Annotated in this window: 21 protein-coding genes; 11 read left to right on the top strand and 10 right to left on the bottom strand. The window is 68.6% G+C overall.

From position 1 onward, the window contains the following. The first annotated feature begins 129 nt into the window (after positions 1-129). Positions 130-1,332, top strand: coding sequence for a carbohydrate-binding family 9-like protein (locus FMQ63_RS16225; protein WP_011552694.1), 1,203 nt, complete (start codon positions 130-132; stop codon positions 1,330-1,332). Positions 1,333-1,345: 13 nt separating this feature from the next. On the opposite strand, the gene FMQ63_RS16220 is transcribed toward FMQ63_RS16225, so the two are convergent. Then, complete coding sequence (locus FMQ63_RS16220) at positions 1,346-1,600, bottom strand: hypothetical protein (RefSeq protein ID WP_026113968.1); 255 nt, start codon at positions 1,598-1,600, stop codon at positions 1,346-1,348. After that, a complete protein-coding gene (locus tag FMQ63_RS16215) occupies positions 1,597-4,065 on the bottom strand; it encodes a DNA internalization-related competence protein ComEC/Rec2 (RefSeq protein ID WP_011552696.1) in 2,469 nt (822 codons plus the stop codon). Before FMQ63_RS16215 ends, FMQ63_RS16220 begins: the two co-directional genes overlap by 4 nt. Before the next feature lie 183 nt (positions 4,066-4,248). On the opposite strand from FMQ63_RS16215, the gene FMQ63_RS16210 reads away from it, so the two are divergent. Both FMQ63_RS16210 and FMQ63_RS16205 read left to right on the top strand, forming a co-directional pair. Beyond that, positions 4,249-4,743, top strand: coding sequence for a CarD family transcriptional regulator (locus FMQ63_RS16210; protein ID WP_011552697.1), 495 nt, complete (start codon positions 4,249-4,251; stop codon positions 4,741-4,743). A 91-nt stretch (positions 4,744-4,834) separates the two neighbouring features. After that, positions 4,835-5,482, top strand: a complete 648-nt coding sequence (locus FMQ63_RS16205) for a hypothetical protein (protein WP_011552698.1) — start codon at positions 4,835-4,837, stop codon at positions 5,480-5,482. Here FMQ63_RS16205 and FMQ63_RS16200 read toward each other — a convergent pair. Continuing rightward, positions 5,460-6,929 carry an FHA domain-containing protein gene (locus FMQ63_RS16200; RefSeq protein ID WP_081436819.1) on the bottom strand — a complete coding sequence of 490 codons (1,470 nt, stop codon included), beginning with the start codon at positions 6,927-6,929 and terminating at the stop codon, positions 5,460-5,462. The genes FMQ63_RS16205 and FMQ63_RS16200 overlap by 23 nt on opposite strands. Before the next feature lie 98 nt (positions 6,930-7,027). Here FMQ63_RS16200 and cysS point away from each other — a divergent pair, with 98 nt between their 5' ends. The 6 genes from cysS (at position 7,028) to FMQ63_RS16170 (ending at position 16,523) form a co-directional block, all read left to right on the top strand. Beyond that, positions 7,028-8,521 carry a cysteine--tRNA ligase gene (gene cysS, locus FMQ63_RS16195; protein ID WP_044273592.1) on the top strand — a complete coding sequence of 498 codons (1,494 nt, stop codon included), beginning with the start codon at positions 7,028-7,030 and terminating at the stop codon, positions 8,519-8,521. Then, positions 8,521-10,248: a M28 family metallopeptidase gene (locus tag FMQ63_RS16190; RefSeq protein WP_011552701.1), complete on the top strand. Its 1,728-nt coding sequence runs from the start codon at positions 8,521-8,523 to the stop codon at positions 10,246-10,248. Before cysS ends, FMQ63_RS16190 begins: the two co-directional genes overlap by 1 nt. A gap of 53 nt (positions 10,249-10,301) precedes the next feature. Further along, positions 10,302-12,416 (top strand): excinuclease ABC subunit UvrB, encoded by a 2,115-nt coding sequence (gene uvrB / locus FMQ63_RS16185; RefSeq protein WP_011552702.1) that lies wholly within the window; start codon positions 10,302-10,304, stop codon positions 12,414-12,416. A gap of 12 nt (positions 12,417-12,428) precedes the next feature. Beyond that, positions 12,429-14,369, top strand: a complete 1,941-nt coding sequence (gene uvrC, locus FMQ63_RS16180) for an excinuclease ABC subunit UvrC (RefSeq protein WP_011552703.1) — start codon at positions 12,429-12,431, stop codon at positions 14,367-14,369. Between the two features lie 137 nt (positions 14,370-14,506). Further along, positions 14,507-15,025 (top strand): DUF507 family protein, encoded by a 519-nt coding sequence (locus FMQ63_RS16175; protein WP_011552704.1) that lies wholly within the window; start codon positions 14,507-14,509, stop codon positions 15,023-15,025. 67 nt (positions 15,026-15,092) lie between these two features. Beyond that, the gene (locus FMQ63_RS16170; protein ID WP_011552705.1) at positions 15,093-16,523 is read left to right on the top strand and encodes a hypothetical protein; all 1,431 of its coding nucleotides are present in this window, start codon (positions 15,093-15,095) and stop codon (positions 16,521-16,523) included. Positions 16,524-16,704: 181 nt separating this feature from the next. On the opposite strand, the gene FMQ63_RS16165 is transcribed toward FMQ63_RS16170, so the two are convergent. From FMQ63_RS16165 to FMQ63_RS16145, 4 genes are all read right to left on the bottom strand, one after another. Next, positions 16,705-17,076: a hypothetical protein gene (locus tag FMQ63_RS16165; protein ID WP_171452246.1), complete on the bottom strand. Its 372-nt coding sequence runs from the start codon at positions 17,074-17,076 to the stop codon at positions 16,705-16,707. A 230-nt stretch (positions 17,077-17,306) separates the two neighbouring features. Then, positions 17,307-18,203, bottom strand: coding sequence for a DUF3108 domain-containing protein (locus FMQ63_RS16155; protein ID WP_011552707.1), 897 nt, complete (start codon positions 18,201-18,203; stop codon positions 17,307-17,309). Between the two features lie 17 nt (positions 18,204-18,220). Next, complete coding sequence (locus FMQ63_RS16150; protein ID WP_011552708.1) at positions 18,221-19,906, bottom strand: DUF4091 domain-containing protein; 1,686 nt, start codon at positions 19,904-19,906, stop codon at positions 18,221-18,223. Between the two features lie 26 nt (positions 19,907-19,932). Continuing rightward, on the bottom strand, positions 19,933-20,736 hold the full coding sequence (locus FMQ63_RS16145; RefSeq protein ID WP_020477647.1) for a DUF3108 domain-containing protein: 804 nt from the start codon (positions 20,734-20,736) through the stop codon (positions 19,933-19,935). Between the two features lie 306 nt (positions 20,737-21,042). On the opposite strand from FMQ63_RS16145, the gene FMQ63_RS16140 reads away from it, so the two are divergent. Next, positions 21,043-21,264, top strand: coding sequence for a hypothetical protein (locus FMQ63_RS16140; RefSeq protein ID WP_020477648.1), 222 nt, complete (start codon positions 21,043-21,045; stop codon positions 21,262-21,264). Here the strand turns inward: FMQ63_RS16140 and FMQ63_RS16135 are convergent. Beyond that, positions 21,251-21,934: a YggS family pyridoxal phosphate-dependent enzyme gene (locus FMQ63_RS16135; protein WP_011552711.1), complete on the bottom strand. Its 684-nt coding sequence runs from the start codon at positions 21,932-21,934 to the stop codon at positions 21,251-21,253. The genes FMQ63_RS16140 and FMQ63_RS16135 overlap by 14 nt on opposite strands. Further along, complete coding sequence (locus tag FMQ63_RS16130; protein ID WP_020477649.1) at positions 21,931-22,527, bottom strand: nucleoside triphosphate pyrophosphatase; 597 nt, start codon at positions 22,525-22,527, stop codon at positions 21,931-21,933. The genes FMQ63_RS16135 and FMQ63_RS16130 overlap by 4 nt, the downstream gene beginning before the upstream one ends. Before the next feature lie 53 nt (positions 22,528-22,580). On the opposite strand from FMQ63_RS16130, the gene FMQ63_RS16125 reads away from it, so the two are divergent. Beyond that, entirely contained in the window at positions 22,581-23,675 is a 1,095-nt protein-coding gene (locus FMQ63_RS16125; protein ID WP_011552713.1) for a sensor domain-containing diguanylate cyclase, read from the top strand. A 105-nt stretch (positions 23,676-23,780) separates the two neighbouring features. Here FMQ63_RS16125 and FMQ63_RS16120 read toward each other — a convergent pair whose 3' ends face one another. Next, positions 23,781-25,346: a peptidylprolyl isomerase gene (locus tag FMQ63_RS16120; protein WP_026113966.1), complete on the bottom strand. Its 1,566-nt coding sequence runs from the start codon at positions 25,344-25,346 to the stop codon at positions 23,781-23,783. Positions 25,347-25,417: the final 71 nt, after the last annotated feature.

Raw genomic sequence — 25,417 nt, 5'->3', positions numbered from 1 at the left:
GAAGATGGGAGCCACCGCTCGGCATGACAATTGCCGGGACTTCAAGGCGAGAGGAGCTCGATGGTTGCCTGCTCGCCCACCTCGTGGTGAACCCATTGGACGCGAAGCCCGCTAGGATGCGCGGCCCCGATGCGTCTCCCGTCCTCCGTCCTCGCTCCGCTGCTGGCCGTCACCTGTCTTGCCACCGCCTGTCGTGATGAGCATGCCGGGCCGCGTCAGCAGACGCCCCGCATTCCCGCGCCCACGCAGCTCCGCACCCTGGACGCGGCGCCCGCGGACCTCACGTTCCGCAGCGGCGCGACGTTCGCCGGTGGCGCGGTGGTGTACCTGGGCTCCAAGGTGTCACCGGAGAAGGCCGCGCCCGGAACGCAGGTGAGGTTGGCCCATTACTTCCGAGCGGTTCGTCCGCCGCCGCAGGGCTTCGCCTTCTTCGTCCACGTCGTGGACCCGGCCAGTGGCGGCATGCTCACGAACGCGGACCATGAGGTACAGGGGGGCGCCGCGCCGCTGGCGTCATGGCCGGTGGGCAAGGTCATCGAGGACGTCCACTCGGTGCCCATGCCGGGCACGCCCGCGCGCGTGATGCTCGGCTTCTGGCGGGGAGGCTCCCGGCTGCCCGTGGACGACGCCAATGCGCATGACGGCTCGCAGCGGATGTTGGGGCCTCAGTTGGGCGGGGCCGCGCAGGAGCTGCCCGAGTACTCCGTCCCACGCGTGAGCCAGCCGCCCACCATCGACGGCGTGCTCGATGACGCGGCGTGGAAGCAGTCCAAACCGGTGGTGCTGCGCCGGAGCTTCGACGGGAGCGCCGCGCGCCAGCGCACCGAGGCGCGGCTCGTCCATGACGGCAAGTTCCTCTACGTGGCCTTCGACCTGGATGACCCGGACGTGTGGGGCACGCTGCGCAAGCGCGATGACCCCATCTACGAGGAGGAGGTGGTGGAAATCTTCCTCGACGCGAACGCGGATGGCCGCACATACAACGAACTCCAGGTGTCTCCGCACAACGTCATCTTCGACGCGTACTTCCCCGCCCGTCGGCAGGGCATGGACCGCTCCTGGGATTCAGGGATGACGTCCGCCGTGAAGGTGCGGGGCACGTTGGATGATGACTCGGACCGTGACGAGGGCTGGTCGGTGGAGATGCAGATTCCCTTCGACCGGCTGGCCGAAGTCCCGCACATTCCGCCCCAGCCGGGTGACCGCTGGCGCTTCAACCTCTACCGGTTGGAGCACCATGACCGCCGCACGGTGGAGGGGCAGTCCTTCTCGCCCCTCTTCGTCGGCGATTTCCATGCGCTGCCGCGCTTCGGTTGGCTCGTGTTCGAATAGGGGGCGCCCGTGCTCACGCGTGGGGGCTGATGTCCCAGTGCGCTTCCGCGACGGACCGCTCGGTGGGGTCCCCCAGGAAGCGGAGGAAGCCGCGAGTCTCCATCGTGTCGATGAGCTCCTCCGCCTCCAACTGCGAGAAGCCGCGCATGTCCACGAGCAGGTTGCGCATCACGGACTTGCCACGGAGGTACCCGATGGGTTCTCCCGGGCCGAGCGCGTTCTTCAGGTCGGCGGTGAGCTGCTGGAGGTCGATATCCTCTGGAATCATCGGCCCCAATCTGGTGATGGGTCCCCAGCCCGCGCAACCGGTGTGGCCCGGGGAGAGGGCTCGTGGGGCAGGAAGGTGAGCAGGCGGACGTCCTGGCCGTCGCTTTCCACGGTGATGGCGCCATGCTGGTCAGTTCTCCAGCACTCGCTTCCCAGCGCCCGGTATCGCGCCTCCACGTCGTCGTGGGGGAACCCGTACCGGTTGCGCCGGCCCACGCAGAAGACGACGTGCCGTGGGCGTGTGCGTGCCAGCAGGGCTTCCGTGGAGGACGTCCGTGAGCCGTGGTGAGGGGCCTTCATCACCGTCACCGGACCCAACAGTTCCGCCAGGGACTCCTCGCCATCCGCCTCCACGTCGCCCGTGAGCAGCACGGTGACGTCGCCGTGGCGCACAAGGAGCACCACGCTTCGGTCGTTCGCGCCTTCCAGCAGGTCGCGTGTCTCCAACGCTGGTGGCCCGAGCACTTCGATGGTCGCCTCGCCCAGGCGCAGGGGTGGATGGCCCACCTCGACTTCCTCCACGAGCGCCGTCCCCGCCGCAGCCACCACCTGCCGCGAGAGCGGGCCGTCTCCGTCGCCCGCGGGCATCCACAGTCGCTGGGTGGGAATCTGTTTCAACGCGGATGCCAGCCCGAGCGCATGGTCCGGATGCGGATGTGACAGCACGGCGAGGTCCAACTGGGAGATGCCCGCGTGCTTCAGGTACGGGAGGATGAAGCGTTCCGCGGTGTCCATGCCGCCTGGAACGCCGCCGCCATCCACGAGCATGTGCTCACCACCGGAGCTGACGACCACGCCGTCGCCCTGACCCACGTAGAGAAAGGTGACGCGGAGCCCGGGCTGCGGCGTGAGCACCGGTGCCAGGATGGCGGCGACGACGGCCGCGGGAGCCAACAAACCACCCAGCCGCCAGCGCCCCGTGCCGAGCGCCCACGTCAGCAGTCCCGCCGCGTAGAGCGCCGACAGGAAGCCCAGTGACGGCACCTCGACCGAGGCCAGCGGCGCCGCCGCGAAGAGCCGGGTGATGACCAGCAGCAGCTCGGACGCCCAAGCGCCGGCCCACAGCACCGGTGTCGCCAGCACGGGGGCGACGACGAAGAGCGCGGCGCCACCCGCGGCCAGGCCCGTGAGCAGCCCGCACAAGGGCAGGGCGACCACGTTCGAGATGAGCCCCGCGATACTCACCCGTCCGAAGGTCGCCGCGACGATGGGGAGTCCCGACAGCGTCGCGGCCGCGCTCGCGCACAGCGTCTGAGCCACCGTCTCCTGCGCCTGTCCCCACCAGCGCCGGACGCGGTGGGGTTCGGACGGGTCGGGCTCGGCCAGGGGCAGCGCCTGCCGCAGCGGCGGTGACAGCAGCACCAGTCCCAGTACGGCGAGGAACGACAGCCGCAGCGACAGGTCGGCCACGCTGGAGGGCGCCCAGGCCACCAGCACCACGGCCGCGGCGGCCAGTCCGTTGAGCCCGTCCGCGCGCCGCCACAGCGCGAGCCCCAGCAGCACCACCGTGGCCATCACCGCGGAGCGCACCGCGGGCGGCTGGTTGTCAGTGAACACGACGTAGGCCCAGACGAAGGGCACCGCCGCGGGGGCCGCCACCTGCCGAGCATCCAGCATCCGCCACCGCTCGCCGGTGCGCACCACCAGCCGCCGCAGCACCGCGAGCGTCATCAGCGCCAACGCCGCCACGTGCAGCCCGCTGACACTCAACACGTGGGCCAGTCCTGCGCGAGAGAAGGCCTCTTCCCACGAGTCATCCAGCGCCGCGCGTTGCCCCGCCGCCAGGGTGAGGAAGAGCGCCGCCGCATCCGTCGAAGGCGACACCGCATGGACCGCCGCCGCCAGCCGCGTGCGCGTGTCCTCCAATGACACCCGCCACGCCGGGGCAGGGGAGAGCACCATCAGGCGCCGCGCGTCCATGCCACCGGTGAAGGCCACGCCCTGTCGCCGTCGCGCTGCTCCGAAATCCTTCTCGCCTGGGTTTGATGGGGGCGCGTCTGGCTGCAGCTTCGTCTCTGCCCGGACACGTTGCCCGGGCAGGAGCGGCGGTGGATCGCCGCGCAGCGACAGGTTCATCCGGAACCGTACGGGCGCGAGCGGCCCGGGAGAGACGCCCGCCCGCGCGACGGCCAATCGGACACGCGTCGTCCCGTCGAAGCGGTCCACCCGCTCCGTTTCCCCCTCGATGACGATGGTGTTGCCTTGGGTCAACTCCGCCGGCACATCCACCTGGGATTCCCAGCGCGCCAGCCCCGCGCCCGCCGCCCAGAGCGACGCCAGCACGGCGAGATGCGCACTAGGCAGCCGGGCAAGCGTCAGCCCGAGCGCTCCCAGTAAAAGCCCACAAACGAGAAATGGCTCGGCGTACGCGCTTGTTACCGGGGCGCAGAGGGCTCCGAGTGACAGGCTCAGGGCGGGAAAGAAGAGAGGACGCGCGCCCAGGTCGCGCCAAGCATGACGTTCCACCTTCCGACCCCCACCCGCCGCCCGTCACGCTGGTGCACACATCTGCCGACACCGCGTGTAGAAACCGACAACGTAGTCGGGAGCGTCCTGGGTGGTCAAGGCGTTATCGTTGCCCGTGGATGTGGTTTGTGGTAGTAGTGCCCGGCTGAAAGGCCGGGAACGAGTCTTTCAAGGAGGCAGTGAGTGCAGACCAGCTTCAAGACTGGTGACAAGGCGGTCTACCCGGGCCAGGGCGTCGGTGAAGTGATGGGTATCGAACACACCGAGGTGGCCGGGCAGCGCCAGTCCTTCTACGTGCTGCGCATCCTGGAGAACGGAATGCGGATCATGATCCCGATCAACAAGGTCGGGTCGGTCGGTCTCCGGGAGATCATCAGCGAGGAGGACGTCAAGCAGGTCTACTCCATCCTCAAGGAGAAGGACATCTCCGTTGACTCCACGACGTGGAACCGTCGTTACCGGGAGTACATGGAGAAGATCAAGACGGGCTCGGTGTTCGAAATCGCCGAAGTGCTCCGCGACCTGTACCTCCTGAAGGGCGACAAGGACCTCTCCTTCGGCGAGCGGAAGATGCTGGATACCGCGCGCTCGCTGCTCATCAAGGAGCTGTCGCTGGCCAAGGACTGCTCCGAGGACGAAATCGAGTCGGACCTGAAGAAGATCTTCAATCTGGCCTGAGCCGTCCAGCTGCCGTCCAAGACTCGTCGCCCCGGGTTCCCCAGTCAGGGAGCTCGGGGTTTCGTCTTTCCACGCCACATCATGTCCGCCCATGAGTGAGCAGCTGCCGCAGTCCCCCTCGGAAGAGGCGCGAGCGCGCCGCATCGCGGAGCTCGAGTTCCGGTTGTCACGCCGCCGCGTGGGCGTACGTCCCATGGCCGCGGTCATGGCCATCGCCGTGGGCCTGGTGCTGCTCGGCATGCAGTGGAAGGACTTGTCGTATTTCCTGTCCCCAAGCGTGCCGCTGACGTTGGGGGCGGAAGGGGCGTACCGCTTCGAGGCGCTCGTTTCCAACCGATACGCCCAGGTGCATGGCGTGCCCACGGTCCGGGGCGCCTATGAGCGCGCGGACGGCGCGCTGTATGTCCTCGTGGGGCTGCGGGACTCGCCCTTCGTGGTGCGCCGGCCAGCGCTCCCGGGGGAGCAGTGGACGGATGGCCGTCCGCCGCCGCAGCCCGACCAGCGTCCCTTCGCCGTGCGAGGACGGCTGCTGGCGCAAGCGGATGCCCGTCGCTACCGCGATGCGCTGGCCCTGATGGAGCGCATGGGCGAGCTCCAACCGCGGGACGGCCGGTTGTGGCTGCTCATCGAAGGCGAGCGGCCCGGCACGGACAGGGGGTTGCTGCTCGTGTGCCTGGCGCTGGTCACCTTCGTGGTGCTCAACGCGATGCTGCTGGTCAGGGGGCTGAAGCGCCGGTGAGCCGGCCGAGTTGCTCGCGGGCCTCGCGGTTGCCAGTGTCGTGCTTCAGGGCCTGTTCGAAGGCGGCGCGCGCCTCGCTCACCCGGCCCGCGGCGGCATGCTCCGTGCCGACCTGGACATGGAGTCGCGACAACTGCTTGCGCAGGGGCGGTCCGTGTTTGCTCCAGCCATGTGCCAGGGCATCGTCCACGGAAATGGCGAGCGTCAGTTGGGCAATGGCCTCCGGGAAGTCCCGCTGCGCCAGGGCCTTCTTCGCCTGCGCCTCGGCGGTCTCGAAACGGATGAGCTGCCCGTGCAGCGCGGTGAGCTTCTCCGCCTGGGCCAGGTCCCGGGCCGCCGCCAAATCTCCCGCTTCGTAGCGGCGCAGGACCTCGGCCTCCTTCGCGGAGGTGGCGTCGGATGGCGCCGCCGCCGAATCGCGCGCCCCAGCCGCCCGCTTGTTCGAGGGGGCCACGGCCACGGGACGCACCTGCTTCGTGGTGCCCCGAGCCACGTTCAGGGCGCTGATGCCCGTGGCCTTGGGCGTCAGGGGCGCGTTCTCCGCTTCGGGAGGTGGATTCTCCGTGGTGGCCGTCGCGGCTCCAACCGCCGTGTCGCCTGTTTTCTCGGCGCTGCCGGCCGCGGGCACTTCCATGTCGAGCCGCGTCGGCGCACCCGACGCGACCACGGTCGGCGAAGCGGCGGCCGCATGCTGGGGGGCCGCCGGTGGCGGGACGGGAGAGGTGTGCTCCGCGCCGCCGGCCATCCGCATGGAAAGCAGCGCGATGAGCGCGGCCACACCCGAACCCAGCGCCGCGGCGCCCAGGGCCACACCCACCGTGCTCAAGGCCCCGCGCGAAGGCGGCTTTTCGTCGTGGGAGACGGCGGGCACACCCAGGGCAGGGGTTCCACCGGGGCCGCGCAGGCGCAGCAGGGCGTTGCCGAGGGACACCTCGTCCCCCGGCATCAGCTCGACCTCCGAGGTGATGCGATGGCGGTTGAGGAAGGTGCCGTTCTGGCTGCTGAGGTCCTTCAGGAAGAAGCGCTCGCCGCGGCGGGTCAGGTGCGCATGCCGGCGGCTGATGGACGGGTGCTGCAGGCGGAGGTCGGACGAGGAGGACCGCCCGATGACCAGCGCCCCTTGTTTGACGGGCACCAACTGCCCGGCGCCGGGGCCTCGCTCGACGTACAGGAAGGCAGGCGCGTACCCGGGGTCCGAGTACTCATTCGCGGTGTCGAAGCGGGAGGCGAGCTCGCGGTCGCTGTTGGCGCGCCCTCCAGGGCCCTGGCGCCGGCTGCGGCGGGAGCCGGCGGGAAACTGGGGGACCCGCTGGGGACGTGGGTCGTCAGCCTGGAGCGGATCCACCTCGTCGTCATCGAAGGGCAGCTCCACGTCTGAATCCTGGGGCGCCTGCGTACCGGGCGGGCGGGGCGGCCGAGGGGGCCGCTTTGGGTTCGGTGGAGCCATGATGCCCATTCTCCCAGATTGGGGGCGGCGACGAACCCCTTGCGAATACTGGCCTGTCCGCGACCCAAGACTCTAGAGTGCGGGACACACCCACGCCTATGGACCCGAGAGGATTGCCGCACGTGACCCCGCCCGCCATTCGGCTCTTCAACACGATGACCATGCAGAAGGAGCTGCTGCAGCCCGCCATTCCTGGCGAGGTGGGGGTCTACGTCTGTGGTCCTACCGTCTACAGCTACATCCATATCGGGAATGCCCGCACCTTCACCTCCTTCGACGTGGTGGTCCGCTACCTCCGTCACCGGGGCCTGAAGGTCCGGTACGTCCGCAACTTCACGGACGTGGACGACAAGATCATCAAGGCGGCCGCGGAGACGGGGGAGGCCCCCGTGGAGCTGGCGGCGCGCTACGTGGAGATTTTCCGGGAGGACACCCGGGCGCTCCACCTGCTGGAGCCGGACTTCTCGCCGCGGGTGAGCGACCACCTCCCCGAAATCATCGCCATCATCCAGAAGCTCGTGGACAAGGGCCACGCGTACGCCTCCCAGGGCGACGTGTACTTCTCCGTGAGCAGCGACGAGGACTACGCGAAGCTGTCCAAGCGCAACCTGGACGAGCTGTGCGTGGGCGAGCGCGTGCAGCCGGGTGAGCAGAAGCGCGAGCCGCTCGACTTCGCCCTGTGGAAGGCGGCCAAGCCGGGAGAGCCCGCATGGGAGAGCCCCTGGGGCCCCGGCCGTCCGGGCTGGCACATCGAGTGCTCCGCCATGAGCGCGAAGTACCTGGGTGAGACGTTCGACATCCACGGCGGCGCGCTGGACCTCATCTTCCCCCACCACGAGAACGAAATCGCTCAGAGCGAGTCCGCCAACGGGGTGACGTTCGCCCGGTATTGGATGCACTGCGGCTTCCTGGACCTGGAAGGCGCGAAGATGTCCAAGTCGCTGGGCAACGTGGTGCGCCTGCGCGACGCGCTGACCAAGGTGGACCCGGAAGCGCTGCGCTTCTTCTTCCTCGCCACGCACTACCGTCACCCGCTGTCGTTCTCCGACAAGGCGCTGGCGGATGCGGAGACGCGCATGGAGTACTTCTACGAGACGCTCCGCAAGGTGGACGAGCGAATCTCGGGGAAGGACTTCGGCAAGGGGCCCCTGCATGGCGACCCGCAGCGCTTCTTCACCGAGTTCGAGTCCGCCATGGACGACGACTTCAATACCGCGGGCGGTCTGGGCTCGCTGTCGGGGCTCTTCGGGATGATGAACGAGCTGACCGACAAGCCGCCCGTGAAGGACAAGGCCCTGGTGGGCCGCACACTGCACGCGCTGCGTGAGGATGTGCGCAGGGTGTCCAGCGTCCTGGGCCTCTTCGAGGACGCGCCCGATGCGTGGCTGCTGCGCCGCCGCGAGCGCGCTGTGCGCGAGCGGGGCATCGACGTGGCGGAGGTGGAGCGCCTGCTGGGCGAGCGCACCGCTGCCCGCGCGGCGAAAGACTTCGCCGCCGCAGACCGGGTGCGAAGCGAGCTGAAGGAGAAGGGCGTGGAAATCATGGACACGCCCGCTGGCACGACGTGGAAGGTGGCGCCGCTCCAGGGCTGATGCAGTGCTTCGGGTGTCCCGGGCTTCATGTTAGGGCTCGGGACACCATGATGCGCTCGCTGCCCCTGCTTCTCGCCCTCTGCTCCGCTCCGGCGCTCGCGCAGCGCGTGCAGTTGACGACGCCCGCGGAGAAGTCCGCGTCCGGTGTCATCGCTCCGGAGGTGCTGCGTGCGCACGTGCGCTTCCTCGCGAATGACCTGCTGGAGGGCCGTGGTCCCGGCACACGAGGGGACGCGCTCGCGCAGGCGTACATCGCTTCGCAGTTCGAGGCGCTCGGGTTGCAGCCGTTGGGCACGGACGGCTCGTACCTGCAGCCTTTTGACCTGGTGGGCGTCACCAGCAGCCCCAAGGAATTGTCGTTCCAGGCGCCCCAGGGCGCGGTGCACCTGGACTTCCACACGGACTTCATCGCCGTGTCCGGCGTGCAGTCCCCCGAGTCGAAGCTGGCGGCGTCCGAGCTCGTCTTCGTGGGCTACGGCATCCAGGCCCCCGAGTACAAGTGGGACGATTTCAAGGGGATGGACCTGCGCGGCAAGACGCTGCTCATCCTCAACAGCGACCCGGAGGATGACCCGCAGCTCTTCGCGGGGAAGACGCGGCTCTGGTACGGCCGCTGGGATTACAAGTACGAGCAGGCCGCGAAGATGGGCGCGGCGGGCGCCATCATCATCCACACCACGCCGAGCGCGGGCTACCCGTGGCAGGTGGTGCAGACGTCGTGGACGGGTGAGCAGTTCGAGTTGCCCGCGGCGGAGGGGCCCCGCCTCCAGGTGAAGGCCTGGACGACCGAGCAGGCCACGCGCCGGGTGTTGCAACTGGCGGGCAAGGACCTGGGCGCGCTGTGGGCCGCCGCGCAGAAGCGCGACTTCCAGCCCGTGCCACTCGGGGTGACGGTGTCGTCGCGCCTCACCAACACGGTGCGCCGCAGTCCCACCGCCAACGTGTTGGCGCTGCTGCCCGGAAGTGACCCGAAGCTGTCCCAGGAGGTGGTGCTCTACACCGCGCACCATGACCACCTGGGCCGCAAGGAAGGCGGCAAGCCGGGCGAGGACACCATCTACAACGGCGCGCTCGACAACGCGTCCGGTGTGTCGGCGATGCTCAACATCGCCAAGGCGTTCAAGGCCCTTCCCAAGGCGCCGCGCCGCTCCATCCTCTTCGCCGCCGTGGCCGCCGAGGAGCAGGGGCTGCTGGGCTCGCAGTACCTGGCCGAGCACCCGCCCGTGCCCCACGGCCGGGTCGCCGCCAACATCAACATCGACGGCGCCAACATCCATGGCCGCACCCGCGACCTCACCGTCATTGGCCTGGGCAAATCCAACCTGGACGCCACACTGGTCGCCCTGGCGAAGACGCAGGGCCGGGTGGTGAAGGCGGACCAGCTGTCGGACCGCGGCTTCTTCTACCGGTCGGACCAGTTCAACTTCGCCAAGCGGGGCATTCCCGCCGCGTACTTCGGCAGTGGGATGGACTTCATCGGCAAGCCGGAGGGCTGGGGCAAGCAGCAGCGGGAAGTCTGGGAGTCGAAGCACTACCACCAGCCGTCGGACGAGCTGCGTCCGGATTGGGACTTTTCCGGCGCGGTGGAGGACATCCGCCTGTTCTTCCTGCTGGGGGCCCACGTTGCCCGGCAACCGGAGCTGCCGCGCTGGAACAAGGGGGATGAGTTCGAGGCTGCCCGGCTGCAATCCCTGGAAGCGCTGAAGCGACAGGACACTTCGAAGTAGCGCGGTGACGAACATCCGGCCTTCCCTCCCGCGCGGTGTTAAGTCTCGCGGCTATGTCGGACTTCCAGCTCGTCAGCGAACACAGTCCCGGAGGCGACCAGCCGAGGGCCATTGGCGAACTCACGCAGGGCCTTCTGCGGGGTGACCGCTACCAAACCCTCCTGGGCGTCACCGGGTCAGGCAAGACGTTCACGATGGCGAACATCATCGCCAACGTGCAGCGGCCCACGCTGGTGATGGCCCATAACAAGACGCTGGCCGCGCAGCTCTACGGCGAATTCAAGGCGCTCTTTCCGCACAACGCCGTCGAGTACTTCGTCTCGTACTACGACTACTACCAGCCCGAGGCCTACGTTCCGTCGACGGACACCTTCATCGAGAAGGACTCGTCCATCAACGACAACATCGAACGGATGCGCCACTCGGCCACCCATTCGCTGCGCACGCGGGACGACGTCATCATCGTCGCCAGCGTGTCCTGCATCTACGGCCTGGGCGCGGCCCGCAGCTACGTGGAGTTGGCGGTGCGCGCGGCGGTGGGCGAGGAGATGGGGCGCGACACCTTCATGCGCAAGCTGGTGGAGGCCCAGTACAAGCGCAACGACCTGGACTTCCACCGCGGCACCTTCCGCGCGCGCGGAGACACCGTCGAGGTGTTTCCCGCGTACGAGGAGGAGCGGGCCGTGCGCGTCAGCTTCTTTGGCGACGAGGTGGAGCGCGTCACCGAGTTCGACCCGCTGCGCGGCGTGACGTTGGGCGCGCTGGAGAAAATCGTCATCTTCCCCGCCAGCCACTACGTGGCCGAGGAGGACGTGCGTCGGCGCGCGATCCAGACCATTCGCGACGAGCTGTCCGAACAACTGCAGACATTCAAGCGCGAGGGCAAGCTGCTCGAGGCTCAGCGGCTGGAGCAGCGCGCCATGTTCGACCTGGAGATGATTGAGCAGGTCGGCTACTGCAGTGGCATCGAGAACTACTCCCGGCACTTCTCCGGCCGCGCGGCGGGAGAGCCGCCGCCGTGCCTCATCGACTACTTCCCACGCAACCTGCTGGTGATGCTCGATGAGAGCCACCAGACGGTGCCGCAGATTGGCGCCATGTACCGCGGCGACCGCGCGCGCAAGGAGACGCTGGTGGGCTTCGGCTTCCGCCTGCCCAGCGCGCTGGACAACCGCCCGCTCAAGTTCGGTGAGTTCGAGGAGCTGGTGCCCCAGGCCATCTTCGTCTCCGCGACGCCGGCGGAGTACGAGCTGCAGAAGTCGCAGGGTGTGGTGGTGGAGCAGATCATCCGCCCCACGGGCCTGACCGACCCGGAGGTGGAGATTCGCCCCGTGGGCAATCAGGTGGACGACCTGCTGGAGGAGGTGCGTCAGCGCGTGTCCCGCAGCGAGCGCGTCCTGGTGACGACGCTCACCAAGCGCATGGCGGAAGACCTCACGGAGTACTTCTCCGACGTAGGCGTGCGCGTGCGCTACCTGCACTCGGACATCGACGCGATTGAGCGCATGGCCATCATCCGTGACTTGCGCAAGGGCGAGTTCGACGTCCTGGTGGGCATCAACCTGCTGCGCGAGGGCCTGGACATCCCCGAGGTGTCCCTGGTGGCCATCCTGGACGCGGACAAGGAAGGCTTCCTGCGCAGCCACGTCTCCCTCATCCAGACGATTGGCCGCGCGGCCCGTAACGTGAGCGGCCGCGTCATCATGTACGCGGACAACGTCACCGACTCCATGAAGAAGGCCCTGGAGGAGACGACGCGCCGCCGCGACATCCAGCGCGCGTACAACCAGGAGCACGGCATCACCCCGCGTTCGGTGAAGAGCAACATCACCGACTTGTCCGAGCACGCGGCCTACGATGCGGGTGACGTGGGCGCCCTGCCGATGGCGGCCGAAGGCGAGGACGACGTCCTCCAGCCGAAGGAAATCAAGCGGCTCATCGAGGAATTCACCAAGGACATGCTCGCCGCCGCGGACGAGATGCAGTTCGAGAAGGCGGCCGAGTACCGGGACCGCGTGCAGCTCTTGAAGGACATGGACCTGGGGCTCAAGCCGGCGTCGCGCTCGCTGCTGCGGGCCCCGGCGAAGGCGGCGGAAGCGGAAGCCCCGAAGAAGGGCAAGGGGCGCGGGGGCGGAGGACGCTCCGCGCGGGCCCGGAGCCGCAAGTAGGCGGGGGCTGGCATGGACGCGAAGCTCCTGGAGAAGCTGGACGCACTGCCCACCGAGCCCGGCGTGTACCTGATGAAGGACCGCCGGGGTCAGGTCATCTACGTGGGCAAGGCCATCAACCTGCGCAGCAGGGTGCGCTCGTACTTCAACCGCACCGGCGACACGCGCGTCTTCGTGTCCTTGTTGGACCAGTTGCTGGGTGACCTGGAGACGGTGCTCGTCAGCAACGAGAAGGAAGCGCTGCTGCTCGAAAACGAGCTCATCAAGAAGCACCGGCCGCGCTTCAACGTCCTGCTCAAGGACGACAAGCAGTTCATCTCCCTGCGCCTGGACCGCACCCAGCCCTATCCGCGCCTGGAAGTGGTGCGCAAATACGAGCGCGACGGCGCGCGCTACTTCGGGCCGTACTCCAGCGCGGGGGCCATCCGCGAGACGCTGCGGGTGGTCAACCGCTTCTTCCGCCTGCGCACGTGCACCGACCACGTGCTGGCCAACCGCAAGCGGCCCTGCTTGTTGCACCAGATTGGCCGTTGCCCGGCCCCGTGCGTGTACCCGGTGCCCCAGGAGGACTACCACCGCAGCGTGGACGAGGTGGTGATGTTCCTGGAGGGCAAGGCGGGGGAGCTGGTGGAGGGCCTGCGCCTGCGCATGAAGCGCGCCGCGCAGGAGCTGAAGTTCGAGGAGGCCGCGCGGATACGGGACCAGCTCAACGCCATCGAGCGGAGCCTGGAGCGGCAGAAGGTCGCCACCACCGACTTCAAGGACCAGGATGTCTTCGCCTTCCACCGGGAAGGGGACCGCATCCTGTTCTACGTCCTGTGGGTGCGGCAGGGCCGGCTCAACGGCGGGCAGGCCTTCCCCTTCGGCAGCCAGGAGTTTCCCGACGAGGAGCTGATCGCCTCGTTCGTCAACCTCTACTACGACCAGGGCAGCTTCGTGCCGGAGGAGGTGCTGCTGCCGCTGGAGCTGGAGGACGGCACCGGGGGGCTCGAGGCACTCCTCACGGAGCGCAAGGGCGAGCGCGTGCGCGTCCTGGTGCCCAAGCGCGGGGAGAAGCTGGACCTGGTGAAGATGGCGGCGAAGAACGCCGAACAGGCCTTCGTGGAGCGCCGACGCACGAAGGACGAAACGGACACCGTGCTGTCCCGGCTCCAACAGCGGCTGGGGCTGCGCAACTTCCCGTGCCGGATGGAGTGCTTCGACATCTCGCACTTCCAGGGGTCGGCCATCGTCGCGTCGCAGGTGGCGGTGACGGACGGGGACGCGGACAAGTCGCGCTACCGGAAGTACAAAATCAAGACGCTGGAGAAGCAGGACGACTTCGCCAGCATGTACGAGGTCATCTCCCGCCGCCTGAAGAAGGGCCTGGAGGACAATGACCTGCCGGACCTGCTCGTCATCGACGGAGGCAAGGGGCAACTGGCCAGCGCGCACGCGGCGATGAAGGACGTGGGCGTGGAGTCGGTGGACGTGGTGGGTCTGGCCAAGAGCCGCGACCTGGAGGTGTTCGACCGCGACGCGGAGAGCGCCCGGAGCCCCGAGCGCATCTTCGTGGTGGGGCGCAAGGACCCCATCGTCCTGTCCCAGAACTCGGCGGAGATGTTCATGCTCACGCGAATGCGGGACGAGGCCCACCGCTTCGCCATCACCTTCCAGAAGCAGGTGCTGCGCAAGAGCCGGGTGCGTTCGGCGCTGGAGGACATCCCGGGCGTGGGGGAGACGCGGCGCAAGCAACTGCTTCGGCACTTCGGCTCGCTCAAGCGGGTGGGGGACGCCTCCATCGAGGAGCTCGCGGAGGTCGTCGGACCGGCCATGGCGGAACGCGTCCATGCGGGCCTTCACGGACATCCAGAAGAGGATGCGGAAGATCCCGTACGGGAGGCTTCCCTTGACGACGCGCACGAACCCGTTGACGAAAAAACGCAGGGAGGGTCGCCACCCGGGGCAGCGTGATTAATTTCCGCTGCAGACCTGATGGGAAGTGCGCTGGAAGCGCGACGTTCCTGGGGTTTTTCATTGCGACTGGGCTCGGCGCTGAACTATAGCGGTTGACGATTCCGAGCACGTTTCACAGAGGGCGAGGGACCGACATGAGGCTGTATCCGAAGGTGATCCCGATCATCTCGCGCGAGGCCGTTCAGCAGCTCATGCAGGACGGGGACATCGAGGTGGAGCCGATGCGCGTGGCCGACGCCGAGATGGACCTGTCAGCCATCATGCGTGAGTACCTTGCGAACGAGGAGCGTGTGAACCAGGCGACGCGTGAAGCGCTGGAGCGTCGCGGCTACGACTATTCCAAGTTCAACCAGGTGAAGCGCGAGATGGCGGACGTCCGCGGCTTCAAGATGGGCGACGAGGGCATCGAGTACGTCATCAACCAGATGATTGAATTCCTGCTCATCAGCCGGAACGTCGAAGAGGTGTACTCGGCGGATAACGGGCTGCGTCAGAAGATCTTCGCCGTCATGAAGCGTCACCTCGACGTGGACGACGAAATCGACAAGGAGGCTCGCTCCCGCCTGAAGCACCTGCAGGAGGGCACCAGCGCCTTCGACATCGAGTACAACAAGACGGTCGAGCAGATCCGCAGGGCGCGCGGCCTCATCTAGTTCGCAGGGGTGGGGCATGCCGTTCCCCGCTCCGCTGCCTACCTTGTAAACCAAGGAGGCAGCGTCGATGGCGGGACCCTTCACCACGTTCGTTCTGTCCGGTTTGCTGGCTGCGGCGCCAGGTGGGTTCACGTTCGAGGGCCGCGAGGCCAGCGCGAGGACCGAGCAGCCAGACGGCTTCTTCATCCAAGGCTCACTTCCCTTCACGGACCTCGCTGAAAGCGGCACGGGGAGCGCGTCGCTGACGGTGGAGGACCGCGTGTCCCTTCCGGGCGCTACCTTTGGGGATAAGGGGACGCTGGAAGCGTCCTTCCGCCTGGGGGCCACGGAGTACCGGGTCGAGCTGATGCGGCCTGGTTTCCCGCCGGAGCAGGGGAAGGGGGGCTCGGGCCCGCCTCCTCGCCCGCCTCAACATGCCATTGGCGGCGGCGTGTTGCTGGACGTCCCGCTCTATGGGGACAGTGGCCTGGGCTGGACGGCGATGACGCGTACCCACGCCGCGGTGGCTGTCTGGGGCGTGGGTAGCGTCTGGCGCAACGGACAGCTTCTGACGGACACGGCCTTCGTGCACGCGGCGGCGCTGGCCGCAGGCGCGTACGCGGATGACGACACCCACCGGCTGCTGCGTCAGGCTCGCTACGACGACACGGAGCTCGTGGTGCTGGTGTGGAACCTCCCGCCGCAGCTCGAGCCGCGCGGCTTCATCCAGTTCGTGTTTGAGGACGTAGCCATCGACGTGGGCGGCACGGCGGTGCGTTCACGGCCCTTCGTGGAGAACACGGGCAATCCGCCGCTGAGCTGGCGCTCACTGACGCCGGTACCGCCCTCCGCCGTGGTAGGGGCGCCTGTTACCGCGTCGCCTCCGCCCGCGCCTTCGGCCATCGGAGGCGGTGGGACGGCTGGGGCGCTTCAGGATACGGGGGCCGTGACGCGGGTGACGGTGCCGGCGACGGCTCCAGGGCGCCTGGCGACTGCGCCCGTGCAGACCACGACGGTGCCAGGGGTGCCGGTGACGCCTGAGATCATCAGTGGGGGCCTGCCCGTGCCGATGGTGACGAACACGCCCGTGACATACTCGGGACAGCTTCCGGTGACGCCGTTGGATGGGACCACCGTGGTGGCGGGGACGCCCGGGAGAGGCACGACGACGGGGGCGTTCGCGACGCCGCCCACCATGTCCACCTTCGGTTCGTTCACGGTGCAGCCGCTGGCGCCGGGCTCGTTCGGTGCGTTTATCGGCACGGGGCAGTCCAGCGCGGGAATCATCGCCACCGAGCCTCCGCTCAACTCGAATCCTGCCACGCCGCCGCCGGCGTTGCTGAGCACGCCGGCGCCGCTGAATGCCGGGACTCCGACGCCGTTGTTGGGGACGCCCGCGCCGCTCAACGCCGCGCCAGCGCTCCCGCTGCCCGCGACGCCTTCTCCCGTGTTGGGGCCCGCGACGACCGCTCCCGCTCCCGCTCCCGCTCCCGCCGCGCCTGCCGCGGCGGGTCCTTGAGTGGAGGTTCGTAACGACAAGGCCGCCGGGATGACGGGGAGCGGTAGCGCATTGGCGCGGGCCGTCGCCTGCTCTCGGCCCGAAACGGGCATTGTCGAGGCAGTGCATCGGCGTTCGCGGCCGTGCGCTGGCACTGCCTGCGGCTGGGGCAGGCGTTAGAACGAGGCTTCACAGCAGCGTGTCAGCGGCTGCGCACCGGCGCATGTGCCAGCCGATTCATGCTCGCGGCCTGGGACAGGCGCTTGCGCAGCCGCACGACGGCGTCGTGGAGTGAATCCAACTGTTGAAGGACGCGCAGGTCATCACCCGATTCCACCAGCGCGGCCGGTGTCACCGCTTCCGTGCGAAGCGTGTCGAGCAGGTCCGTGAAATGGGCCTCCACCTCGCCAAGCGCATCCAATCCCTCACGGAGGTCATCCTCCAGCAGGTCCAGGAGCACAGCCGCGTCAGTGCGCGCAGGCAGTGAGCGGGCGAGCTGTTCCACCGCCACCCGGACCGGGTCCGCACGGCGCGACGGCGTAGGGGCGACGAGGGTCAGGGCCGGAGGGGGCATGGCCTCGACGCTACAGGCAGGTAGCACTCCGTCAATTTTCCAGTCAGGGCCGAAGCCCGGCGCGCCGACGCGCCCCGGCCCTCAGCGCGAACCCGGGAACCTTCGCCGCTGTGCCAGAGGAGGGCTTCCTCCAGGGGCCGGGCCCGCCCGTCACGTTTCTGGCAAATGAGAAGGCCCGCGGCGCAGGGCCACGGGCCTTGAGTGCAGCAACGAAGTGGTGCGTCAGCCGCTCACCACTTCATCGTTTCTTGGCCCTCACTCTTTTGCGGTTTCTCACCCGGACGCGACACGGAGGTGAGGGTGGCGCGCACGGCGCCCAGGTCGATGGTGCCCACGGCGGCCAGCGGCAGGCGTCGCGCGTCGTCTGAAATCCAGACGTGGACTTCGCGCTTCTGCTTGGGCCGGTCCAGTCGCACGGCGGTGCCCGTCACGTGCCAGGCATTGAATTGGCCCAGCGGCGTCGTCACCTGTTCGCGCTTCACCACTGCGCCCTGCATGCGCCACATGCGGCGCACGCCGTAGACGTCGAAGCACACCTGGAGGTCGTCCTTGAGCGGCAGTTGGCGCAGCAGGTAGATGGCCCCGGCCACATCCAGGCCGTCCTTGTCGAAGGTGTAGTTGAACTGCCCCTTGGGGCGCTGGCCGAACTGGTAGTCGACCTTGACGGTGCGCTCCTTCTGGCCGAACGCGACCTCCACCTTGCGGCGCTGTTCGTTCTCCATGGTGTCTTCGACGTAGCGATTGGGGCGCAGCGTGCGAGGGTGGAGGTACGCGGTGGCACTGCCGCGCACGCGCCGCACCTTGGAGAAGAAGGTGTTGGTCTGCGCCTCCACCTGGATGGGGAGATGCCCATCCTTCTGCTTGTGGACGCGCATCGTCATGGTGCCCGCCTGAGCGCCCATGGCGTCGAGGTCGAACTCGAGCACCTCACCCGGCATGAACGCCAGGGGCGTGCGCAGCGCCGGCAGCGCGGCGTTGCACGGTGCCACGGTGAGGGGCGCCTCGGGCTCCTCGGCCTTGGCGCTCTCAGCCTCCGGCGCGTCCGCCTCCGCGTCCGGCAGCTGGGCCCAGGCGCTGACGCTGGACAGTGACAACAGGGCCGCGAAGAGGGTGCGCAGGGGGCTCATCCTTTTCCTTCCAGAGACTACGGGGTGCTCTGCGGCGTCTGACGGTCCGTGCGCTTCGCATATTCGGACTCCGCCCAGCGCTTCCGGAGCCGGGTGGTGACTTCCTCGCGGACCGCCTCCCATTCTCCCGCATCCGCGTTGATGTCCCAACCGGTGCGCGCCAACTTGCGCGCGGCCGTCCGGGCGAAGGTGGCGTCCCCCAGCTCAGCGAGCAACCGGAGGTACTCGTAGTCCTCCAGTCCGTCCCGGATGTGCTTCAGCCGCAGCGTGAGGATGGGCTGGTGGCCAGAAGGACCCACCCTGGCGGGTGTCCCCGGATAGAAGAGGGTGCCGTCGCCGTTGCCGCCGAACTCGAAGACGTCCTTCCAGGGGTCCTTCTTCGTGTTGTAGGCGAAGACGGTGTCGAAATAGAGCTCGCCGTCCACGCCGGAGGAGAAGGCGAGCACGCCCATGGCCCGGTTGAGCGGGGCGGGGTGGTCCACCATGTACGAAGCCCAGCCGCTGTAGGCCGCGTCCACCGCCTTGTCCGCCGGGGGGCCGCCGTTGCAGCCGTGCGAATTGCAGCTCTGGTACCACCACACCCGGGTGTCACCTGCCAGCCGTTTGCGCAGCGCGCGCGCCTCCACCACGCTGCGGCACGTCTGCGGCCCGGGGCGCGGGTAGAAGCAGTTGAGCGTGGGCGTGAGGATGTCCGCCGAGCCATTCAGCGCGTCATCCAGCGGGCTGGTGACGAGCACGGGAATCTTGCCCGCCGCGCGCACCCGCGTGGACTGGGCCTTCACCAGCGGCACGTCCTCGGGCTTGGGTTCGTCCTTGGCGTAGAAGAAGAGCTGCGCGGGCCAGCCCTTCTCGCGGAAGTGCTCGGCGAAGGCGCGGTAGTACGCCGTCTTCTCCGCGTCCGTCTTCGCCTGCTTGCTGTCACGCACGTCGGTGCTGGTGAAGCGGGCGCCGGAGGGCAGCAGGCTGCCGTCCAGGAAGGGCGCCATCTCCGCGTCGTACTCGCGCCAGTCCAGTACCGCGCGGCCCTTCTCGAAGCGCACGGGAGGTGGCGTCATGCTCATGCCGTGGGCACTCACCCGGTGCTCCAGGAGCGCGCGTCCGTAGTCACGCAACAGCTTGCGTGACTCCGCCGACTCCGGCGCCACGCCGTGGCCCCGGGCGATGCTGTACATCGACACCCCGAAGCTGTTGGGCAGCGAGGACGTGGCGGGCAGGGCGAAGGGCTGCACCTCGGCGGTGAACGGCACTGGCCGGAACTTCGCGCCACCCGCCTTCACCAGCAGCTGTCCCCGGTACGTCCCCGGCTCCTGCTTCTCCGGGGCGCACACCTCCACGTAGAAGACGGTGGGCAGCTTCGAGTCATGTCCCGGCGCATCCACCGGAACCAGCGCGTCGGGCCACGGGCCCTTGTGGCCCTGGCCGTTGGACGGCGTCTTCACGTCGATGAAGGCCTCGCGCCAGACGCTGGCCTTCAGCGCCGCGCCCGGGCCCTTCAACGTCAGCGACTCCACGGCGGGGCGCTCCACCCGGCCGGGAAGCACCACCTGCACGGCCTCACACTCACCGCGCGCGAGGCTGAGGCGCGCCTCCTTGCGTCCCTTCACTGCTTCGCCCGGCCGGACCTTGACCAGGGGCGACACCACCTGAGGCTCCTGCGTGGCGGACATCGCCGCCACCACCGCCCACGCCCATCCTGCCCCCATCCGCCCCCTTCACTCTCCGGCGGGTGCTACCCGCCATTCTCGGCGCGGGCCACCGTCATGCTCCGGCCCGGCTTGTAGTCGGTTATCTCCGCGACGATAGTGCCCAGCGCGAACTCCGCCTCCACCCGCACCGGCACGTGGCTGGAGTCCGTGGTGAAGTAGACGAACATGTCCCGCTTCGAGGCGAGGTTGCCGCCAAACTCCGTCTTCACGCTGAGCTTGAAGACCTCTTTGTCGCCCATCGCCGTGCCCAGGACTTCACGCCCTTCCACCTTCGCCCGAAGGGTGAACTGCTTGCTGCCGGTGAAGACGGGATAGGCATACTCCTGCCCCACGACCAGCTCCCGGTTGCGCAATGCGAACGTCGCACCGGTGACATCCAGCGTGCCCTCCATCACCTCGCGGGTGGACTCGCGCGGGGACTCGCCTTCCTTCTGCTTCACCACGAAGGCCGTCTTGCCGTCCGGCTCCATCTTGATGCGCTGCCGGCGGCGTGAGCCGTTCTCATCCGCGTGCAAGTCACTGCCCACCACACGCTGGCTCTCCGGCTGCCAGTAGGACACGAACTTGTCCTTGATAGGCCACACGCCCAGCATGTCGTTGGAGCGTGCCACCGCGACGATGGGCCACACGTCCTGGCCCCACTGCTTCATGTGGGCACCCACCGTCACCTGCGCGGTTCCCGCGGTGATGCCCAGGTACCTGACGCGGTAGGAGCTCTGCTCCCCAGGGCCGAACGCCGGGTTCACGGACTCCTGGGCCATGGCCGTCGCCGACCAGACCAGCCCTGCGAGCGCCGCCGCGAACCCCCACTTGGACTGCGTTTGCATCGGGTGAGCTCCCTCGCTTGGAAATTAGGTAGCCGGGCCGCACCGCGCCAGACCCGGCTTGGAACCATTCCCGCCACCGCCCATTTCCACTGACGCGGTTGTTGACCAGCCATTCAAATGCTGGCCGCTCACTTCACGGGGAGGCACACTTTCCCACGTCACGCTCCCGCACGCCTCTTCCCGGCCGGGGCCTGTTCGCCCGGCAGGCGGCAGTGCCGCGCAGTGGCGTGTCCACTCGACGACACCGCTGGTAGCCTCCGCGCGGGGCAGCCCGCGGTGTCGGGCGCCATCCCGCAGGAGGGGCACATGTCTGGTGGTGGCGGTTCGTTCGACTTCGACGATGACGAGAAGGAGTCCACGCGCGGAGGTGGCAAGGCGCACAAGGACTTCGACTGTCCTTCGTGCAACGCCAACAACCCCGTGGATGAAGCGCTCGCCCAGGGGGACGAGGTGCGCTGCAACTACTGCGGCTCCGAGTTCAAGGTCAGCGTGAACTCGGAGGGGCGGGTGAAGTTCAAGGAGATTTGAGCGCGCGCTCACCGAAGATGGCGGTGCCCACCCGGACGACGGTGGCGCCTTCTTCAATGGCCCACTCGAAGTCATGGGTGGTGCCCATGGACAGGCCCGGCAGCCCGTGCACACGGGCCAGCTCGCGCAGGGCCTGGAAGTCCGCACGGGCCCGGGCCTCGTCCTCCGTGGGGGGCGGCAGCGCCATCAGCCCCACCGCCTGGAGGCCAGGCAGGGCGCGGACCTCATCCAGGAAGGCGCCGAGCGCGTCGGGCGCCAGGCCGCTCTTGGTGGCCTCGCCGCCCACGTTGACCTCGACGTAGACGGGCAGGGGCGGGGCGCCCTCGCGGCGCTTCGACAGCTCGCGAGCGACCTCCAGCCGGTCCAGGGCGTGGAAGGCCCCAGCCGCCCGCGCCACGTACTTCACCTTGTTCGTCTGGAGCGCCCCAATGGAATGCCAGCGCAGGCCCTCCAGGTCCGCCAGCTCCGCGGCCTTGTCCCGCAGTTCCTGCGCGTAGTTCTCCCCGAAGTCGCGCTGACCGGCGGCATAGGCCTCGCGGATGAGGTCCGCGGGCTTCAGCTTGGACACCGCCACCAGCGTCACCGACTCCACCGGCCGCCCCGCCCGGGCACAGGCCGCCACCACCCGCTCCCGCACCGACGCCAGCCGCTCCGCGACGCTTCCGCTCATGAGGCCCTCCAGGGCAAGGGGAGGCCGGCCCGCTCCAGCAGGGCCACTGTCTCGCCCAGCGGCAGGCCCACGACGTTGGACGTGCTGCCTTCCACGCCCGCCACCAGGAAACCGCCCTTGCCCTGGATGGCGTAGGCACCGGCCTTGTCCAGGGGCTCGCCGCTGTTCGCGTACCAGGACATCTCCCCGGAGCTCAGTGCGCGGAAGGTGACGCGGGTGCGGACCACCAGCGTCTCCTCATGCCGGCCGGCCAGGGCCACGCCCGTGTAGACGTCATGCGTCCGCCCGGACAGGCGCGTGAGCATGGCCTGGGCTTCCTCGGCGTCCCGGGGCTTGCCCAGCAGCTCGGCGCCCAGGGCGACGGTGGTGTCGGCGGCCAGCACCCAGGCGCCCGGGTGGCGGGAGGCCACCACGTGGGCCTTCTCCCGGGCGAGCCGCCCGACATAGGCCTCCGCTGCCTCGCCGGCGTGGGGCGTTTCGTCGATGTCCGCCGCGGAAACGGTGAAACGGATGTCCAGCTGTGCCAGAAGTTCCCTGCGTCGCGGCGACGCCGAGGCCAGGACGAGCAACGTTTGATCTGCGTTCATGTGCATGTTACGGCTCGGCCCGGCCTTACCAGACTTGTGCCCCGGAGTGGACTCTACGGATGAATCCCGCGGACCTCCTGTCGGCCATGAAGCGGACAGTGGAGCAGTTGGCCGCCTTCAATGAGATGGCGAAGGCCCTGACGTCCACGCTCGAGCTCCGCGAGGTGCTGGCGCTGGTGATGCAGAAGGTCAGCAGCCTGCTGCTGCCTCGCAACTGGTCGCTCATCCTCCAGGACGAGCGCACCGGAAAGCTCTACTTCGAAATCGCGGTGGGTGACGGCGCGGACGTGCTCAAGGGCCTCCAGCTCAACCCGGGCGAGGGCATTGCCGGCGCCGTCTTCACGTCCGGCGCGGCGCGGCTCGTCCATGACGTGGGTGGGGACCCCAGCTTCTCGCCACGCTTCGATGAAGCCTCCGCCTTCCACACCCGCTCCATCCTCGCGGTGCCGCTGCTGGCCCGGGGCCGGGTCCTGGGCATCATCGAACTGGTGAACGGGCCCATGGACCCCCCCTTCACCAACGAGGACCTCACCATTCTCACCGCCATCGCGGACTACGCGGCCATCGCGATTGAGAACGCGCGCAACTTCCGGCGGGTGCAGGAGTTGACGATTACGGACGAGCACACCGGCTGCTACAACGCCCGGCACCTGCGCGCCTTGCTGGACCAGGAGGTGAAGCGCTCGGAGCGCTTCAGCCACCCGCTGTCGCTCGTCTTCCTGGACCTGGACCACTTCAAGAGCATCAACGACACCCATGGGCACCTGGTGGGTAGCGCCACCTTGAAGGAAGTGGGGGACCTGCTGATGACCCTGGGCCGGCAGAACCTGGACGCCGTCTTCCGCTACGGCGGCGACGAGTTCGCCATGTTGCTGGTGGAGACGGACCCGGAGGGCGCGGCCGTCATCGGCCAGCGCGTCTGCGAGGCCTTTCGGGGGCGGGGCTTCCTCCTGGAGCAGGGCCTGGACGTGCGCCTCACCGCCAGCGTGGGCGTGGCCACCTACCCGGACCATGCCTCGTCCGCGCTGGACCTCATCCGCGCGGCGGACTTCGCCATGTACGCGGCCAAGGCCCGGGGCCGGGACGCGCTCTGCATCGCCGAGCCCATTGCTCCGAACGGCGGCACAGGCTCCCACGAGTTCCCGGAGCGGTAGCTGGCGCTTCGGCGCTGTTGGCCGCGAAGCCCGCAATGAGAGAGGGCCGGGGAGGGGAGTACCCTCGGCCCGGCCCTCGGGGGCGTCACGGTTGGACGCCGGGACTCACCCGGTGCCCACCACGGAGTCGATGGCGGCGGTGTTCGTTACCACCGAGCCCTGCTCACGCAGCGCCTTGAGGAAGGACTCCGTCAGCTCAATCTGCTTGGCCTGACGGGCCTGGGCGCGCAGTTCCTCCTTGCGCTTGTCAAAGCCCTCGGCGTCCGGCTTCTGGCGCTCCACCACCTGCGCCACCACGAAGCCCTCACCCAGGGGGAACACGCTGTCGAGCGGCTGCGGGGCGCTGACGGCGAAGGCCGCCTTCACCAGTTCGGGCGCGGGGCCCAGGTGAGGCACCGCCTCACCCTCGGCGGTGAAGCTGTCCGTCTCCACGGCCTCCGGGCGCGTCTCCGTCTCGAAGCGCAGCAGCGCGGGCTGCTCCTTCTCCGGCGGGAAGAGCGTCTTCAGGTCCTGGCCCGCCTTGGCGGAGGCCAACGCCTTCTCCGCCTCGGCGCGGGCCTGCTGCTTGGCGCGGTCCTGCTTGTAGAGCGTGGTGGCAATCTCGTCCTGGACGTCCTCGAGCTTCTTGTCCTGGGCGGCCTGCTTCTCATCCACCTTCACCAGGTGCACGCCGAACTTCGTCTCCACCGGCTGCGTCACCTCGCCCTGCTTCAGCGCGAAGGCCGCGTCCGCCAGCGCCGGTTCCCAGCTGCCGCGCTCCACCCAGCCCAGGTCGCCACCGCGCGCCTTGCTGCCCGGGTCCTCGCTGCTGTCACGCGCCACCTGGGCGAAGTCCTTGCCGCCCTCGATTTCCTTGCGCAGCGCCTGCGCCTTCTCCAGGGCCGCCTTCTTCTGGTCGGCGGTGGCCTCCGGGGGCAGCTTCACCAGCACCTGCCGCGCACGGATGCGCTCCGGCTGCTGGTACACGAAGCGGTTGGCCTCGAAGTACTCCTTGATGTCCTTCTCGTGCGCCTTCTTCCACTCGGCCAGCTGCGCCGCGGTGGGGCTGGGGACCTTGTCGGCGTACATGGCCGGCAGGAAGCGCGCGAAGACGACCTTCGCCTGGTTGCCTTCCTTCTCGAAGCGGGCGCGGACCTCGTCGTCCGACACCACCGCGTTGCCGCGCACCACGTCCATCATCTTCTGGGCCGCCAATTGCCGGCGCAGCTCCGCCTCGAAGTCCTGCGGGGACTTCCGGTAGAAGTCGCGCAGCACCTGCTGGTAGCGCTCGAAGTCGAACTGGCCATCCTTCTGGAAGTCCGTGTTCTGGTGGATGAGCTTGCGCAGCTCATCGTCGGACGCGGCGATGCCGTGGCGCTCGGCCGCCTGGGCCAGCAGCTCCGTGTTCACCAACCGGTCGAGCACCTGGTTATGCATGCCGAACTGGCGGGCGAGCGACTCGGGCACCGGGCTGCCCTGCGAGCGCAGGAAGCTCATCTGCTGGGCCCAGGCCGCGGCGAAGTCACGCAGCGGGATTTCCTTGCCGTTCACCGAGGCCACCGAACCGGGCGCCGTCGCCCCACCCGTGGCGCCGAAGCCAGAACTGCCCGGGCCGAACTGGAGCGTGAACACCACCGCGATGCCGATGATGAACAGGAGCGAGGCAACCTTCCGGGGATTCAGACCGTCCATTGTCGTCACTTCTGGGGCAAACGCGCCGAGAAAAGCCGTGCGGAAGGACTCGCGACGCGGTGTTGTTGGTA

It is taken from the genome of Myxococcus sp. CA005, from assembly GCF_006518205.1.
In the GTDB taxonomy this organism is placed as follows: domain Bacteria; phylum Myxococcota; class Myxococcia; order Myxococcales; family Myxococcaceae; genus Myxococcus; species Myxococcus xanthus.
This window is presented reverse-complemented; position numbering and strand designations above follow the sequence as displayed.

Coding starts and splice junctions, on each gene's coding strand:
- FMQ63_RS16155 (WP_011552707.1), bottom strand. CDS start 18,203: ATGAGCCCCCTGCGCACCCTCTTCGCGGCCCTGTTGTCACTGTCCAGC.
- FMQ63_RS16150 (WP_011552708.1), bottom strand. CDS start 19,906: ATGGGGGCAGGATGGGCGTGGGCGGTGGTGGCGGCGATGTCCGCCACG.
- FMQ63_RS16225 (WP_011552694.1), top strand. CDS start 130: ATGCGTCTCCCGTCCTCCGTCCTCGCTCCGCTGCTGGCCGTCACCTGT.
- FMQ63_RS16125 (WP_011552713.1), top strand. CDS start 22,581: ATGAATCCCGCGGACCTCCTGTCGGCCATGAAGCGGACAGTGGAGCAG.
- uvrC (WP_011552703.1), top strand. CDS start 12,429: ATGGACGCGAAGCTCCTGGAGAAGCTGGACGCACTGCCCACCGAGCCC.
- FMQ63_RS16170 (WP_011552705.1), top strand. CDS start 15,093: ATGGCGGGACCCTTCACCACGTTCGTTCTGTCCGGTTTGCTGGCTGCG.
- FMQ63_RS16190 (WP_011552701.1), top strand. CDS start 8,521: ATGCAGTGCTTCGGGTGTCCCGGGCTTCATGTTAGGGCTCGGGACACC.
- cysS (WP_044273592.1), top strand. CDS start 7,028: ATGGACCCGAGAGGATTGCCGCACGTGACCCCGCCCGCCATTCGGCTC.
- FMQ63_RS16120 (WP_026113966.1), bottom strand. CDS start 25,346: ATGGACGGTCTGAATCCCCGGAAGGTTGCCTCGCTCCTGTTCATCATC.
- FMQ63_RS16200 (WP_081436819.1), bottom strand. CDS start 6,929: ATGGCTCCACCGAACCCAAAGCGGCCCCCTCGGCCGCCCCGCCCGCCC.
- FMQ63_RS16145 (WP_020477647.1), bottom strand. CDS start 20,736: ATGCAAACGCAGTCCAAGTGGGGGTTCGCGGCGGCGCTCGCAGGGCTG.
- FMQ63_RS16165 (WP_171452246.1), bottom strand. CDS start 17,076: ATGCCCCCTCCGGCCCTGACCCTCGTCGCCCCTACGCCGTCGCGCCGT.
- uvrB (WP_011552702.1), top strand. CDS start 10,302: ATGTCGGACTTCCAGCTCGTCAGCGAACACAGTCCCGGAGGCGACCAG.
- FMQ63_RS16205 (WP_011552698.1), top strand. CDS start 4,835: ATGAGTGAGCAGCTGCCGCAGTCCCCCTCGGAAGAGGCGCGAGCGCGC.
- FMQ63_RS16135 (WP_011552711.1), bottom strand. CDS start 21,934: ATGAGCGGAAGCGTCGCGGAGCGGCTGGCGTCGGTGCGGGAGCGGGTG.
- FMQ63_RS16140 (WP_020477648.1), top strand. CDS start 21,043: ATGTCTGGTGGTGGCGGTTCGTTCGACTTCGACGATGACGAGAAGGAG.
- FMQ63_RS16175 (WP_011552704.1), top strand. CDS start 14,507: ATGAGGCTGTATCCGAAGGTGATCCCGATCATCTCGCGCGAGGCCGTT.
- FMQ63_RS16130 (WP_020477649.1), bottom strand. CDS start 22,527: ATGCACATGAACGCAGATCAAACGTTGCTCGTCCTGGCCTCGGCGTCG.
- FMQ63_RS16220 (WP_026113968.1), bottom strand. CDS start 1,600: ATGATTCCAGAGGATATCGACCTCCAGCAGCTCACCGCCGACCTGAAG.